Below are 13694 nucleotides of genomic sequence, written 5' to 3'. Positions count from 1 at the left end.
AAAAATGAATAGCCATATTGTACATGATAAACAGAAAATGATCCTAGCATCTGGCGCTTTGGTGAATCATAAATGAATAAAAAAGCCGCTACGCTGAATTACACCTTAATAATAAATAAAAATCCCCTAAAACGGCCGTAAATGCTGGCATATCTAGACACTTTCCTTTACATTTGCATGACAATAATCACAGTTTTATGAGCGCATTTATGAATAACGAAACTCTTTCCCAACTCGAACAACTGATCGACAAATTAATCCTTCGCAACAGCGAACTTGAAAGTGAAGTTAAAAGCTTACAAGAACAAACCGCTAAGCTTTTAGATGAGAACGAAACTCTGCAACTAGAAGTACTCGAAAACGAAGAGAAACAAAAAGATACAAGCAGCACATTGACTGGACTGCTTGAGAAATTACAAAGCGTTCAACAGGCTAGCTAATGAGCAGCCCACAAAGTCAGCGGGTCACCGTAGAGCTACTAGGTAAAGAACATGAGTTTTCTTGCCCTCCTGGGCAAGAGCATGCCCTAGTTGCTGCTGCACAAAATTTGAATGACTTAGTGGAGCAAATGAAACAACGCTCATCGGTTCGCAATGACCAAAAAGCGTTGCTGATGGCAGCATTGCATCTAAGTCATGAATTGCTTGAAGTAAAATCGCAACAAGCTGAACAAGAGCAACAACATGACAGCTTAATAGATAAGCTCAGCCAACACCTTAGTATTTAGAAAAAAGCGCATCTGGCGCTTTTTTTGTTTACAATCAACAGCACTGACACCTATTCGAGCGAAACACCATGCGATTTTGTGCTTTTTTAATCTGTCTTTTCGTAAGCTATAGCGCCAAAGCAAGCGTTAGCTGGCATAGCATCACTCCCGAAATCCAATTTCTACAACAACAAAATAAGCTGCGTTTTTACGATTCGAATCAAGTGCTGATAGAGGGTAAAGAATGTGCCTTAATGTTTGATGCCAGTGGTAACTTTGCCGAAGTAGAAAAGCTCGCAGAGCAGCTAAAAAAACGCTTAAAAACACCATTATGTTATTTGGTGGCGAGTCATTATCATGATGATCATCTACTAGGCTTGGCCGTTTTACAGGCTGAGTTCCCTGAAGCTAAGCTCATCGTACATCAGCAAGTAGCGACTGAGTTTGTTGCAATGCAGCAAGCATTGACTGATAAATTAGATGGTTATGAAAAAAGCATAGAACTGAGCTATCAACGCCTTGCCAATCAACCTAAAGATCAGCAAGCAGTTTGGCGCGACAAACTAGAACTTGCTAAAAAACGCTTATTTCGCTGGCGAGAGCTCACCCTGAACCCACCAGCTATTAACATTACTGAATCAACACAGCTAGACCTTGGTAACTACCCCATCGTTATTACACCCTACCAAGCGCATACTAAGGGTGATCTGACCCTTAGTGCCGATCAAGGTCGCGTGCTATTGGGTGGCGATATAGTCGACAGCTTACCCTACCCAGGACATGGCTCGTTTTCTAGCTGGATAAGTGCGCTGCAAGATATTCAAAAAAATACCACACTGACAACTATTTTACCGGGTCACGGTAAGCCACTGACACCTGCTGAACTTGCACTCCCTTTAAGGTTTTTAAAAACCATTCAAGAGATGACAAACTCCTCACCAGATAAGCCCGTTAGTGAATTAATTCCGCTTTTTCCTACTGAGATAAAACAGCAATACCAGCTAGATGAAGTGGGTGAAAGAGCGTTTTCTATGTTTTTAGAAGCTGGACTTAAACAGGGCAAGTTGTCAAAATAGGGCTAAAATAGTAAAAGGATTTTATTATATGGCTCAAGTAAGTTTGAAATATTTACTTTTGCTGAGCTTGTTTATTGGCTTACAAGGATGCCAACTAACTCAGCAAGAAACAGAACAGCAACGGGCAAGGCCGGAGATTTTTAGCCATTACGAGCCCGATTTAACAACCCAACAAGCACCTAGTGAGTTTGTCGATTCAACGGCTGTCGAACCTAGCCCTATTGCTGCGCCCATAGCAGTCAATAATATTCCACTAGCAAAGCCTCGCGCGAAAGATCTGTGGCAGCATATCGCCAACAATTTAACGCTGGTATTTCAAACCAATAAACATACATCTGCACGAGTAAAATGGTATTTAAAACAACCCAATTACCTAATTAAAGTAAATAAACGTGCGGCACCTTATTTGTATCATATCGTCACACGTATCGAACAACAAAAGCTACCGATGGAATTGGCCTTATTACCCTTTGTTGAAAGTGATTTTAGACCAACAATACGATCATCAGAGCAAGCGGTAGGTGTTTGGCAGCTAGTCGGCGCGACAGCTTATCATTTTGGTGTGCAAAGCGACCAATGGTATGACGGCCGCCAAGACATACTTGCTTCAACCGATGCCGCATTAGCTTATTTAAGTTACTTACATAAACGCTTTGATGGTGATTGGCTGCATGCCCTTGCCGCCTATAACAGTGGTGAAGGACGCGTTAAAAAAGCGATCGAAAAAAATAAAAAGCTTGGCAAGAAAACTGATTATTGGTCGTTATCGTTACCAAAAGAAACCGCTGAATATATTCCTAAACTTTTGGCGCTTAGCTATTTACTAAAGCACCCAGAAAAAGGTTTAAAACGCCCGAAATTAGCGAATAAAGCACTCACCACAGAGTTTGATGTAGGCCAACAATTTGATTTTTCGGTGATCGCTAATTTATCTGGCATCGGCCATAATCAGCTCCATAAATTAAATCCAGGGTATTTAAAAAACCAAAGTTCCCCGAATGGCCCACATACTTTACTTCTGCCAATAGAGCGCCGTACGCTGTTACAAAGCAAACTGTTTCGCAACAATTTTGCTGGAGAATACACAGTACAAAAAGACGATACCCTCTACAGTATTTCAAGGCGTTTTAAAATGTCTGTAAAAGATCTAAAAACTCTCAACGATAAAACAACAAATTTGATTAAGGTAGGTGAACAATTGCGCTTATCACAACCACAAACCATGCCGGAATCATTATTGGTTGATTACAATATCAGTCCCTACCTTGAGCAACATGAAGAAGTCATTTCTACAATCGCTATCGACTATCAGGTTAAACCTGGAGACTCAATTTGGAGTATTAGTCAACTTTATGATGTACCGCATAAAGATATTGCAACGTGGAATAAGCTCAGCGCTACCAGCATTTTAAAACCCGGTACTATTTTAACATTGCACTTACCACAAGCTAAGCCAACTGAGCCACAAGTGCCAGCAAGTGAAACCATGCTGTCAGGGATTGAAAGCTCATTGAAAAAGCCTTGATTGCTCAGCACTTGTGGTTAGCGTAAAATCAGCGCCTATATTTAAATTCTAAAGAGAAATAACATGCAGATCAGTAAAGACGCAGCAGTTGAGTTTCACTACACACTTAGTGAAGCAGGCGAGCAAATCGAATCAAGTAAAGATGGCGAGCCACTTTCATATATCCATGGTACTGAAGGCATGCTTCCTGGTCTTGAGAAAGCCCTTGAAGGTAAAGCGGCTGGCGATAATTTTAGCGTAACACTTGAGCCTAGCGAATCTTACGGCGAGCGCGTTGATAACCTAATTCAACGTATTCCACTTAAGCACTTACAAGGCAACACAAAAGTGTGGAAGCAAGGTATGACTGCTATCGTTCATTCAAATCAAGGTCGTCACCAAGTAACTATCGTTAAAGTAGGTCGTTTCAATGCAGATTGTGACTTAAACCATCCATTTGCAGGTAAAACGCTGACATTTGACGTTGAAGTAATTAATGTTCGCCAAGCGACAGCTGAAGAATTATCTCACGGCCACGTGCACGGTGAAGGCGGTTGTGGCCACAGCCACTAAGGGTAAATAATGACAAACGTTGCAATTGTCACCGGTGGCAGTAAAGGTATTGGCAAAGCGATAGTCGAGCGTTTAGAGCGTGAAGCCTACACAGTTTATAACTTAGATATTACCCCATCAGAGGGCAATTATCGCCACTGTGATGTCAGTGATACTCAGCAAGTGAAGTCGGCTATCGCCGATATTGTTGCAGAAGAGGGTCGTGTCGATGCTTTAATTTCTAATGCGGGTCGTCATTTAAGTGCCAACATTGAAAATACTGATGAAGCAACGTTTGATGCCCTGTTTGCGCTTAATGTGAAAGGTGCCTATGCCGCAATTCAAGCTGTATTACCTAGCATGAAAAGCCAGCAAGGCGGCAGTGTTGTATTGGTTGCCTCTGATCAGGCAATTATCGGCAAACCAAACTCGTTTGCTTATAACCTGACCAAGCATGCACTGGCTTCAATGGCAAAAACGACAGCGCTGGATTATGCCGCGTTTAACATTCGTGCTAACGCTGTGTGCCCAGGTACAATAGAAACACCACTGTTTCATAATGCGATTGATGCCTACTGTCAGCGCAGTGGTGCAGATAAAGCAGAGATTGTTGCTGAAGAAGCCGCGCTGCAGCCGTTAGGCCGTTTAGGGCAACCCGAAGAAATTGCTGCTTTGGTTAATTTTTTAATAAGCCCAGAAGCGAGCTTTATTACTGGCAGCTTACAAAGTATTGATGGTGGATACACCACGCAATGAGCGACAAAATTATTGACCCTCATGTGCACTTTTTTAACCTCACTGAGGGTCAATACACTTGGCTACAAGGTAGTAATCCCCCCGCTTGGCCAAATCTAGATAAAATTAAAAAGCAAATTGTCGCTTCTGAACTTAAAGCTGCTTGTCCATTTCAACTAGAAGCCTTGGTGCATATTGAAGCTGGCTTTGATAATCAAGCACCAATTAATGAGCTCAATTGGCTTGCAACGCATTTAGACGACATTCCGTATCGCGCAATCAGCTACAGCCCGATTGACGCATCTCCCAAGCAATTTGAAGCGTCACTCAATAAGTTAGAACATCCATCTTTAGTTGGTATTCGCGATATAACAGAAGGTGATGAAGCTAGGCGCTTATTAACTCCCCACTGCCTAGATAATCTAGCTTTTATCGCAGCCGAAAACTTACACTTTGAAGCACAGTTTGAAATTGAAAACATACAGATAACTGAGCAGCTTATTAAGTATTGCACAGCACTACCATCACTACGAGTGGTGATTAATCATTTAGGCTTTATTAGTGATGAGCAAAGATGGCTTGAAGCAATCATTAAACTCAGCCGCTGCGATAATATCGCGATAAAGTTCTCAGGGTTGGAGTTCACACAAATTGCCACAAACAAACACCTATGGCTGGTTGATAATTTAGTTAAGTACTTTGGTGAGCATCGCGTTATGTTTGCCAGTAACTTTCCTGTATGCCAAATAAATACTATTTACGAAAACTGCTGGCAACACTATCACTCACTGTGCTCGCTGCCGAGTTTATGGCATCAACTTAGCTATAAAAACGCCTACGAAATCTATCTAATTGCTTAAAAACTAGCTATATTCAAATAAGTTAATTTATCTGGAACTCTGTTTTATGTTTAATGCTTTAAAAAAACCGATGGCAAGTAGTACCTTTATTTGCTCACTGATTTTAGTTGGTTGCGGTGGTTCCGGCAGTTCAGATTCAGACGTAATTGCTAGTGAAGACATCACTTGGACTCAAGGTGTATTTGAGCCATCAAGCAAATTTGATCAACAATGCCAAGCACTCAATGAGAAGCATTGGTTACGAGCTTGGAGTCATGAAACTTATCTGTGGTATGACGAAATAGTTGATCGAGACCCCGCACTAACTGAAGGGGTATTAAATTATTTCGCTTTATTAAAAACTGAAAACACTACAGATTCAGGTGCTAAAAAAGATAATTTCCACAGTAGTTTACCCACAGCTGAATGGCAAGCTCAAAGCCAATCAGGGCAATCTTTTGGTTATGGTTTCAAACTTAGATTGATAAGTGCGGGCGCCCCCCGCCAAGGCATTATTTCCTATACTGAGCCAAACTCTCCTGCATCAAACTTGAATCTTGGCCGAGGATTAGAAGTAATCGAAGTGGATGGTGTCGACTTTGTAAATGCAACGACCCAAGCAGAGGTTGATATATTGAATGCAGGCCTATTTCCATCTGAGTCCGGCAAAGTTACTTCATTTGTATTTCGAGATATAAATACCAGTGAAATTCGTGAAGTGAGCATGACTGCACAAACTATTACTGGCCAAGCAGTTAGTAACGTTAAAACATTTGCGGATGGTGAAGTGGGTTATTTCCAGTTTAATCGCCATAATGCAGTTGCAGAAAAACCTCTGTACGACGCATTTAACAGCTTAGCAGCAAGTAATGTTAAAGATTTAATTATTGATATGCGTTACAACCCAGGCGGATTCCTTCAAATGGCAAGTCAGGTTGCTTATATGGTGGCAGGCGAGAGTAATACCAGTGGCAAAATATTTGAACAGACTATTTTTAATGATCAACACCCAACTTTTAACCCTATTACTGGGGAGCGCTTAGAGCCTGTTCAGTTTACTAATGAGTTTTTAGGTTTTGCAGACAATCCTGCGATTGCGCCTGGTACTTCGTTACCTTCTCTAAATTTAGAGCGAGTCTTCGTGCTTACAACAGACAGCACCTGCTCAGCAAGTGAAGCTGTGATCAATGGCCTTAGGGGCGCTAATATAGAAGTAATTCAAATAGGCGAAACAACTTGCGGTAAACCCTATGGTTTTTATCCAACTGATAATTGCGATACCACATACTTCAGTATTCAATTTACTGGCGTCAATGATAAAGGGTTTGGTGAGTATGCTGATGGTTTCTCACCACAAAACAGCAACGATAGTGAATTTCAACCTGTAAAAATCCCAGGCTGTGCAATTGCTGATGATTTCACTCACCAACTAGGCGATGAAAATGAAGCAATGCTCAGTGCTGCACTTAGCTATCGAGAGAATGGACGCTGTCCAGTAGCTACTTCAACAGTCAGTGAGCAAGGCTTTGCACCTGCTACTTATAACGATACGCCGCAAGTACGTGATATACGAACTTCAACCTTGCTTCAACAAAGTAAAATATTGAAGCAATAGGAGCGAATCATGAGAGTTCAATTAGCTAACTTATTAATGCTTTTGACCTTACTAGGCTGTAGTGCTCAAAGCCAAGAGCCTACACCTAAATTGCAACATGCACGGCTTACTGAGCCGCAAAGTGAACTAATAGCGCAAGGCATCGCAAGGTTGATGCACAGCAAGCCAATTGCTGTTGCTGATGATGCTTTTATGAATACCAGTGTGCTTGTCACTGACAGTATGAATGTAATGGATGGGCAAGGTAACCTTATAATGGGCAAGCAACTGTCAATGCCAGAACGCTTTGAGCTACTTATTAAAAACCAAATATGCTTTGTGCGCCATTTAGATAGTAAAGCGACCGAGCCTCTTCCTTTGGTGAAATGCAAACCAGTTGATTAATTCAAAGCTAAAAAGTAGATATAAAAAAAGCCCTTGCGGGCTTTTTTTATAATATGTTGGTGAATATTACTTAATCTCAACACGTTGAGATCGCATTACGACTTCATCATTTAATTCAATACCGATACCTGGCTCTTCTGATACTTGGAAGAAACCATTTTTAGGTTGTGGATCTTGAATACACAATTCACGGTTCCATTTCTTAATCGCGTAGGTGTGATGTTCGTGAATTAAGAAGTTAGGAATCGCAGTTTCTAAGTGTAACGAAGCTGCAGTTGCTACTGGGCCGCCACACACGTGAGCTTGAATACGCACATCAAAGATATCAGCATAATCACACACTTTCTTAGTTTCAGTGAAACCACCACACAGGCCTAAGTCTGGCTGTAGCACATCAATACTTTGATCTTCTAAGTATGGACGCACCCCCCAGCGGTTATACAAACGTTCACCACCTGCAATTGGCACCGCTACTTTGTCAGCAACTTTTGCGTGTAATGAATGATTTAAGTAATTCACAGGCTCTTCGTAATACATACAATCAAACTCTTCAGCAATTTCACCAATTTGAATTGCTGATGTTGCGCCTGGTAGACTGTGACACTCAAAAATAATGTCAACTTCGTCACCGACCGCTTCACGAATAGCCTGCATACGCGCACGATATAATTTCATTTCTGCACGAGAAATAATGTTAGTGCGATCGTAATAAGTATTGCCGTTTTTATCGTACTGGATTGGGTCAACTTTTACCGCATCATACCCTTCAGCCATCGCCTTAAGCGCTGCTTCTGCGTATTCTTCTGGGTGAACAAGCGCTTTAAATTCGCTGTCCCAGTCAAACTGTAATTGTGATGCATAAGTACGTAGCTTATCGTTAACTTTACCACCTAATAGTTGGTAAACAGGCAAGCCTAATGCTTTACCTTTAATATCCCAAAGTGCAGTATCAATGGCGCTCATTGCTGCATACACAACAGGACCGCCACCTAAACCCCAAAAGCTTTCGCGCAGCATTCGTGACCACAGTTTTTCTGTTTGAAATGGGTCATGACCAATTAAAAAGGCATCAGCCATTTCTTTGATCATTGCCGCAGCTGCACTATGACCTAAATCATAAGCCAGACCCGCTTCACCCACACCGCTAATACCTTCATCGGTGTGAATACGCACAAAAACAGGTGTCCAAGCAGGTCTGTCTGGACAATGAATATCGAACACTTCGACGCGATTAACTTTCATGGTTACTCCTTACTGAGCAAAACTAGGATCAAGACGATAAGCTTTACGCAACATGGCTGGCCAAGCTAACTGACCACCGGTGCTGCCGCTATGCACGACATTCGCTTGATTATAAATATTATCGATAATAGGTTGTGGTACCGGGATTGCCGTTTGACCACTGGCTTGAATAGCCAATTGAATTTCACAGGCGCGCTGCAAATCATAAAAGCGCATAAAGGCATCCCCCACCGTTGGGCCAACAGTTAAGCCACCGTGATTAACCAATAACATGTGATTAGTGGTGCCTAAATCATCTTGTAGACGCTTTTTCTCATCACTGTTTACCGCTAACCCTTCGTAGCCATGATAAGACAATGATGGCAATGAGAACATTGAGTATTGGCTAAGTGGCAATAGGCCTTTTTCTTGCGTTGCAACGGCAATGGTTTCTTTTGTGTGTAAATGAATAACACAGTGAGCGTCATCACGAACTTCATGAATAGCGCTGTGAATAGTGAAACCAGCCGGATTAATTTTAAATGGCGTGTCATCAAGAATATTGCCAGCTAAATCCACCTTCACAAGGTTTGATGCCGTCACTTCATCAAAACTAAGACCAAATGCATTAACTAAATAGTGATCTGTACCCGGTAAACGTGCCGATAGGTGGGTATAAATTAAATCCCCCCATCTAAAGTGCTCAACTAAACGGTAACATGCTGCTAAATCAACACGAAGCTGCCATTCTTGTTCAGATACTTTATTTTTTAAATCGAGTTTTGGTAAGTCAAACATGGAAAACCTTGTATATGTGACACTGCACAAATAGATGTATAGAAGTCTAAATTACTATTAATAGATGATCAATAGGTGATACAAAAAGGCCACATCAATTGATGTGGCCTTTTCACGCTAAAATGGTGTTTATTTTACTTGTGATAAGTAATCAGCAATTGCAGCCATTTCTTCTTCAGATACGTTTGCAACCATTGCTTTCATCGCAGCAGCCATACCGTTGCTACGCGCACCTGACTTAATGTCTTTCATTTGTGCTAGTAAGTACTCTTTATTTTGACCATTTAATTTAGGGTACTGAGGCATGATAGGCGCTTTACCTTCTGCACCGTGGCAAGTTTGGCAAAGCTTAGCTGTGTATAGTGTTGCACCATCCGCAGCCATAGTGTTGAAAGATAGGCTTGCAGCCATTGCAATGCCAGCCCCACATAAAATTTTCGTGATCTTGCTCATATCTATTTTCTCTTTTTTGACGGGTTATTAAACATTTTCTTTAGTGTAGACCATGATTTAACAATATTGCACCCGAAAATTGTAACGGCAATAGAAACAGTCACTACCAAATTAAATCATCAGGTACTTCAAAATCAGCATACGGATCATCTTCATCCTTTTGCTTATCTTCAGGCTCAACATGGAACACTATGTAGTCTTCGCTGACTTCAGCGACTTTTCGTGCTGGTTCGTCTTCCAGTACAAAAAATTGGCCTTCTAAAACACAAATTGCTAATCGGCCACCAGCTAGGGCCTTTTGTGTTTTTTCATTTACTTCGAGCTCTTTCACTTTATTTTGATAAGTGAAGTTAAATGTGCGATCACCACGGATTTCATCTTGGTTGTGATGCTCTAAAATCTGTTTAACGCGCGCTACTTGCTCACGTTGCTTTTGCTCTTCTAAACGCGCTTTATTAAGCTCGTCGGCTTTTTTCTGCTGCTCAAGCTTAGTTTGTTCAATATGTTTTTGCAGATCGCTAGGATTACTCGTGGCGCCTTTCTTTTTCTTCTTTTGCTGTTTGCGCTTTTCTGTTTTGGCTACTTTAGCTTTATGTGCCGTAGTAAGACCAGCTTTAAGTAATTGATCTTGTAATGAACCCATGACGAAATTCCAATTTATTAATGCGTATTAGGGTTATTTTAATCAGCTCTGCCAACAAATAACAGTACTGAGCCCACTTGATTCACAGCAATCGAGTATATTGATGTGAGATTAACACGCGATGAAATCATGACATATTGATTTAACGCAAGATTTATCATTTTAGTCGCCTTTGAACTTGTAAAAAAACCTGTACCCGATAAGCTAGGGCTTTTCCTCTTGGGAGCTAAAAATGCAGCTGCGACATTTGTTACTTTGCTCTGTGTTTATTTTCTTTGTTTTATACGCCCCACAACCCTTACTTGGATTATTTGCCAGTCATTTTTCTGTATCGCCAGCCACTGCTGGTAGCTTAATGACCGCAACTATGTTGCCACTAGCCATTGCTCCTTTAGTGTATGGCTTGTTTTTAGCTAAGCGAAACCCACTCACAATTTTAAAGATTGCCATGTTTGTGTTAGCAATCAGCTGTATCGCTTTTACTTTAGCACCAAGCTTTGAGTTGCTATTACTGGTTCGTTTTATACAAGGGATCACCCTACCCGCAGCGCTCACTGCCATGACCAGTTATATTGGTGTGACTTTTCAGGCTGACCAATTACAACGTAACATGACGCTTTACATTGGCAGCACCATTGTTGGTGGCTACTTCGGACGTATGCTCGCCGCCTTGTTTACTGACTTTTTGAGCTGGCAAAGTTTTTATTATGTGATTGCGCTTGGGTTAGTACTATTTGCACTCGCCATTCCTAAATCAGGTAAAGGCGCGAGTATTCATGCTGCAAAGTCGCCGCTGTTGTATCTAAAGCAATTAAAAGATCCGTTGGTATTAAAGCTCTACGGAGCGGTGTTTTGTATGTTCTTTTGTTTTGCGGCACTGTTAAATTATTTACCTTTCATTCTGCAAGACAGTTTTGCTATCACTAACACCCGAGACATCGGACTGGTTTACAGCGGCTACTTGTTAGGCGCGCTGGCTTCCATAGCCACACCTTGGCTGTTACGAAAGTCATCAACACCTTGGCGTTTATTAACCTGGGTTTTTGTATTCTATAGCCTGACGATGGTGCTATTGATGAGCCAACAGTTATTACTTTTTGTTATTGCTTTTACTGGCTTTTGCGGTGCAATGTTTGTGATCCACTCAAGTGCCGCTCCACTGGTAAATAAAATCAGCAGCGCACCTGCAAGTGTCACCAATGGCGGTTATGTCTCGTTTTATTATAGCGGTGGGGCATTAGGTTCATTATTGCCAGGGCTGGTATATCAGCAACACGGCCAAGTTGCCTTTATGACCGTGCTACTTTTAGTCTGCTTAGTAGGTTTAAGCTTAGTTTATTTGGCAGGTAGAAATACAATACGTGGTTGATGCCCAGTACTTTCAAAAAACAGCTCTAAGTCCTCTTTTTTCATCAGCCAAGTGGCGGTATTTTCAAAAGGGTGACAATGAAAAAGCTCGTTAAACCAAATTTCTTGGTCTAGCCAAAGAGTGACATTATTTTGCTTATCGTTTAACAGTGCCAACATAGAAACACAGCCCGGTGGCACTTTAAGATAACGCGCTAACCGCTCATCAGATGCAAACCCTAAGCGAGATAACCCCTGCTGCTGAGCAATGGCTTTTAAGTCGAGCTGCTTATCGTGAGCAGTGATCACTAAAAAGTGGCGCTTACCTTCATTATCTCGTAAAAACAGGTTTTTTAATCGAGTGCCCGGTCTATCGAGCATAAACTTATCGGCATCTAAGCTGCCGTGTAATGGTGGATGCTCAATCACATCATAATTAATATCTAATTGAGCTAGCGTAGCAGCTAACTTGCTTTTATCTGCATACATTTACAAACAACGTCCTCGTAATTGCACACTTAAATCACGCCATAATACTTCGTCAATAACGTGTTTATCGTCGCAGTATTGTCGCTCTTTAAGCTCTTCATTTAATAATTCAACCGCTTGGTCTTCTAGCATAAGTTTTAAGTTGCTCGACTCTTCAAATACTTCTTGCTCGGCAAAATCTTTAAACTGCCGGCGTGTCATTGGCTTATCGAGATTAATCGGGCGTCTGCCCTGTGCTTTAACTGACACCACATAGGCAAAGATTTTATTGCCTTGCTCGTCATTCTTTTCGTAAAACTGTTTATTATTGATTTCAAAAGGAGGCGCTTCTTGTTGGCTTGCGCAACCGGCAAGTAAAACAACCAAAAGCCATGCTATTTTTTTCATTATTGGATAAGCCTTAAACAGTGAATGCGCTTTAGTCTACCAAAAATAAAACTACAGAGTAAAAATTCGAACATTTTAAAAAAAATACTTGACCACAAATGCAAAAATATTTAAAGTTCACCCCGCTTGAGACGCAAGACTTAAGCATCCTGTATTTAGGAATGTGGGGCTATAGCTCAGCTGGGAGAGCGCCTGCCTTGCACGCAGGAGGTCAGCAGTTCGATCCTGCTTAGCTCCACCACTTTCCTACCTCTCTTTAGGCAATCTGCCAAATTAAATATCTAAACAAACTCATATTCATATTTCTATTCATTTTATTTATTTGTTTTAGACACAAAAAAACCGAGCAAAGCCCCAATGCCGATCAGTTAAGCAATTGACATTTGGCATAATAGGATCAAAATCCGATGATCACAGGTCATCGGATTTTTTTATGCCCCTTAATCATAGCTTCGCCAATATTTCATCATTTATCGATTCTAATATTCACAGCTTGTCGGAAATACTGGATGAGTCTTTAATACAACAAGCACTTGCAGAGTCTGGGGTCGCAACACTCAGGAAGCGCAGGCTACCTCTTGAGCTAATGGTCTGGAGTGTGATTGGCAGCGCATTGTTTCGAGATATGCCTATGACTCAGGTCATTAATCGTCTTGATATTGTATTACCAAGTAAGAAACCTTTTGTAGCTCCTAGTGCGATTGTTCAAGCAAGACAGCGTTTAGGCTCGGAATCTATTCGTCATATCTTTAATATGACTCAATCCCGTTGGCATCAAGACACACCACATCCAAACTGGTGTGGATTAACCTTACTTGGCGTTGATGGCGTGGTGTGGCGTGCAGAAGACACGCCAGCTAACAATGATGCATTTGGTAAGTTGCACAATGACAAACGCGAATCGGCTTTTCCTCAAATTCGTATGGTCTGTCAAATGGAACTCAC

18 protein-coding genes and 1 tRNA gene are annotated in these 13694 nt (G+C 41.4%); 12 read left to right on the top strand and 7 right to left on the bottom strand.

Translation table 11 applies throughout. The features are described 5' to 3' along the window. The first annotated feature begins 209 nt into the window (after positions 1-209). The 9 genes from IMPJCBKJ_RS08930 (at position 210) to IMPJCBKJ_RS08890 (ending at position 7411) form a co-directional block, all read left to right on the top strand. On the top strand, positions 210-440 hold the full coding sequence (locus IMPJCBKJ_RS08930; protein WP_054552458.1) for a hypothetical protein: 231 nt from the start codon (positions 210-212) through the stop codon (positions 438-440). Continuing rightward, positions 440-727, top strand: coding sequence for a cell division protein ZapA (locus tag IMPJCBKJ_RS08925; RefSeq protein ID WP_054552457.1), 288 nt, complete (start codon positions 440-442; stop codon positions 725-727). Before IMPJCBKJ_RS08930 ends, IMPJCBKJ_RS08925 begins: the two co-directional genes overlap by 1 nt. 68 nt (positions 728-795) lie before the next feature. After that, positions 796-1782: an MBL fold metallo-hydrolase gene (locus tag IMPJCBKJ_RS08920; protein ID WP_166339864.1), complete on the top strand. Its 987-nt coding sequence runs from the start codon at positions 796-798 to the stop codon at positions 1780-1782. Between the two features lie 28 nt (positions 1783-1810). After that, positions 1811-3307: a LysM peptidoglycan-binding domain-containing protein gene (locus IMPJCBKJ_RS08915; RefSeq protein WP_166339862.1), complete on the top strand. Its 1497-nt coding sequence runs from the start codon at positions 1811-1813 to the stop codon at positions 3305-3307. Between the two features lie 63 nt (positions 3308-3370). Then, positions 3371-3859 (top strand): peptidylprolyl isomerase, encoded by a 489-nt coding sequence (locus tag IMPJCBKJ_RS08910; RefSeq protein ID WP_166339860.1) that lies wholly within the window; start codon positions 3371-3373, stop codon positions 3857-3859. A gap of 9 nt (positions 3860-3868) precedes the next feature. Beyond that, entirely contained in the window at positions 3869-4594 is a 726-nt protein-coding gene (locus tag IMPJCBKJ_RS08905) for an SDR family oxidoreductase (protein WP_166339858.1), read from the top strand. Continuing rightward, positions 4591-5433, top strand: a complete 843-nt coding sequence (locus tag IMPJCBKJ_RS08900) for an amidohydrolase family protein (RefSeq protein ID WP_166339856.1) — start codon at positions 4591-4593, stop codon at positions 5431-5433. Before IMPJCBKJ_RS08905 ends, IMPJCBKJ_RS08900 begins: the two co-directional genes overlap by 4 nt. Before the next feature lie 46 nt (positions 5434-5479). Next, positions 5480-7027 (top strand): S41 family peptidase, encoded by a 1548-nt coding sequence (locus tag IMPJCBKJ_RS08895; protein ID WP_166339854.1) that lies wholly within the window; start codon positions 5480-5482, stop codon positions 7025-7027. Positions 7028-7036: 9 nt separating this feature from the next. Then, complete coding sequence (locus tag IMPJCBKJ_RS08890) at positions 7037-7411, top strand: hypothetical protein (protein ID WP_166339852.1); 375 nt, start codon at positions 7037-7039, stop codon at positions 7409-7411. Positions 7412-7477: 66 nt separating this feature from the next. Here IMPJCBKJ_RS08890 and IMPJCBKJ_RS08885 read toward each other — a convergent pair whose 3' ends face one another. The 5 genes from IMPJCBKJ_RS08885 to IMPJCBKJ_RS20830 all read right to left on the bottom strand — a co-directional run bounded on the left by IMPJCBKJ_RS08885 (position 7478) and on the right by IMPJCBKJ_RS20830 (position 10687). Continuing rightward, complete coding sequence (locus IMPJCBKJ_RS08885; RefSeq protein WP_054552450.1) at positions 7478-8653, bottom strand: mandelate racemase/muconate lactonizing enzyme family protein; 1176 nt, start codon at positions 8651-8653, stop codon at positions 7478-7480. Positions 8654-8662: 9 nt separating this feature from the next. After that, the gene (locus tag IMPJCBKJ_RS08880; protein WP_054552449.1) at positions 8663-9430 is read right to left on the bottom strand and encodes a class II aldolase/adducin family protein; all 768 of its coding nucleotides are present in this window, start codon (positions 9428-9430) and stop codon (positions 8663-8665) included. A 129-nt stretch (positions 9431-9559) separates the two neighbouring features. Next, on the bottom strand, positions 9560-9883 hold the full coding sequence (locus IMPJCBKJ_RS08875) for a c-type cytochrome (RefSeq protein ID WP_054552448.1): 324 nt from the start codon (positions 9881-9883) through the stop codon (positions 9560-9562). 103 nt (positions 9884-9986) lie between these two features. After that, on the bottom strand, positions 9987-10526 hold the full coding sequence (locus IMPJCBKJ_RS08870) for a DUF2058 domain-containing protein (RefSeq protein WP_063701878.1): 540 nt from the start codon (positions 10524-10526) through the stop codon (positions 9987-9989). Positions 10527-10564: 38 nt separating this feature from the next. After that, entirely contained in the window at positions 10565-10687 is a 123-nt protein-coding gene (locus IMPJCBKJ_RS20830; protein WP_267237900.1) for a hypothetical protein, read from the bottom strand. A 71-nt stretch (positions 10688-10758) separates the two neighbouring features. Between IMPJCBKJ_RS20830 and IMPJCBKJ_RS08865 the strand changes: the two genes are divergently transcribed. Further along, positions 10759-11895, top strand: coding sequence for an MFS transporter (locus tag IMPJCBKJ_RS08865; RefSeq protein ID WP_166339850.1), 1137 nt, complete (start codon positions 10759-10761; stop codon positions 11893-11895). On the opposite strand, the gene IMPJCBKJ_RS08860 is transcribed toward IMPJCBKJ_RS08865, so the two are convergent. Next, positions 11862-12362 carry a prolyl-tRNA synthetase associated domain-containing protein gene (locus tag IMPJCBKJ_RS08860; protein ID WP_058583962.1) on the bottom strand — a complete coding sequence of 167 codons (501 nt, stop codon included), beginning with the start codon at positions 12360-12362 and terminating at the stop codon, positions 11862-11864. The genes IMPJCBKJ_RS08865 and IMPJCBKJ_RS08860 overlap by 34 nt on opposite strands. Further along, entirely contained in the window at positions 12363-12749 is a 387-nt protein-coding gene (locus IMPJCBKJ_RS08855; protein WP_054563498.1) for a hypothetical protein, read from the bottom strand. A gap of 165 nt (positions 12750-12914) precedes the next feature. Here IMPJCBKJ_RS08855 and IMPJCBKJ_RS08850 point away from each other — a divergent pair. Continuing rightward, positions 12915-12990, top strand: a tRNA-Ala gene (locus IMPJCBKJ_RS08850). Positions 12991-13182: 192 nt separating this feature from the next. Beyond that, positions 13183-13694, top strand: a 512-nt coding sequence (locus IMPJCBKJ_RS08845) for a transposase domain-containing protein (protein ID WP_206004177.1), incomplete at its 3' end; no start/stop codon positions are given.

The organism is Pseudoalteromonas sp. MB47, assembly GCF_011319765.1.
Classification (GTDB): domain Bacteria; phylum Pseudomonadota; class Gammaproteobacteria; order Enterobacterales; family Alteromonadaceae; genus Pseudoalteromonas; species Pseudoalteromonas simplex.
This window is presented reverse-complemented; position numbering and strand designations above follow the sequence as displayed.

Excerpts from the sequence above, each read along its gene's own strand:
- IMPJCBKJ_RS08930 (WP_054552458.1), top strand. The coding sequence starts at position 210 with ATGAATAACGAAACTCTTTCCCAACTCGAACAACTGATCGACAAATTA.
- IMPJCBKJ_RS08925 (WP_054552457.1), top strand. The coding sequence starts at position 440 with ATGAGCAGCCCACAAAGTCAGCGGGTCACCGTAGAGCTACTAGGTAAA.
- IMPJCBKJ_RS08920 (WP_166339864.1), top strand. The coding sequence starts at position 796 with ATGCGATTTTGTGCTTTTTTAATCTGTCTTTTCGTAAGCTATAGCGCC.
- IMPJCBKJ_RS08915 (WP_166339862.1), top strand. The coding sequence starts at position 1,811 with ATGGCTCAAGTAAGTTTGAAATATTTACTTTTGCTGAGCTTGTTTATT.
- IMPJCBKJ_RS08910 (WP_166339860.1), top strand. The coding sequence starts at position 3,371 with ATGCAGATCAGTAAAGACGCAGCAGTTGAGTTTCACTACACACTTAGT.
- IMPJCBKJ_RS08905 (WP_166339858.1), top strand. The coding sequence starts at position 3,869 with ATGACAAACGTTGCAATTGTCACCGGTGGCAGTAAAGGTATTGGCAAA.
- IMPJCBKJ_RS08900 (WP_166339856.1), top strand. The coding sequence starts at position 4,591 with ATGAGCGACAAAATTATTGACCCTCATGTGCACTTTTTTAACCTCACT.
- IMPJCBKJ_RS08895 (WP_166339854.1), top strand. The coding sequence starts at position 5,480 with ATGTTTAATGCTTTAAAAAAACCGATGGCAAGTAGTACCTTTATTTGC.
- IMPJCBKJ_RS08890 (WP_166339852.1), top strand. The coding sequence starts at position 7,037 with ATGAGAGTTCAATTAGCTAACTTATTAATGCTTTTGACCTTACTAGGC.
- IMPJCBKJ_RS08885 (WP_054552450.1), bottom strand. The coding sequence starts at position 8,653 with ATGAAAGTTAATCGCGTCGAAGTGTTCGATATTCATTGTCCAGACAGA.
- IMPJCBKJ_RS08880 (WP_054552449.1), bottom strand. The coding sequence starts at position 9,430 with ATGTTTGACTTACCAAAACTCGATTTAAAAAATAAAGTATCTGAACAA.
- IMPJCBKJ_RS08875 (WP_054552448.1), bottom strand. The coding sequence starts at position 9,883 with ATGAGCAAGATCACGAAAATTTTATGTGGGGCTGGCATTGCAATGGCT.
- IMPJCBKJ_RS08870 (WP_063701878.1), bottom strand. The coding sequence starts at position 10,526 with ATGGGTTCATTACAAGATCAATTACTTAAAGCTGGTCTTACTACGGCA.
- IMPJCBKJ_RS20830 (WP_267237900.1), bottom strand. The coding sequence starts at position 10,687 with ATGATAAATCTTGCGTTAAATCAATATGTCATGATTTCATCGCGTGTT.
- IMPJCBKJ_RS08865 (WP_166339850.1), top strand. The coding sequence starts at position 10,759 with ATGCAGCTGCGACATTTGTTACTTTGCTCTGTGTTTATTTTCTTTGTT.
- IMPJCBKJ_RS08860 (WP_058583962.1), bottom strand. The coding sequence starts at position 12,362 with ATGTATGCAGATAAAAGCAAGTTAGCTGCTACGCTAGCTCAATTAGAT.
- IMPJCBKJ_RS08855 (WP_054563498.1), bottom strand. The coding sequence starts at position 12,749 with ATGAAAAAAATAGCATGGCTTTTGGTTGTTTTACTTGCCGGTTGCGCA.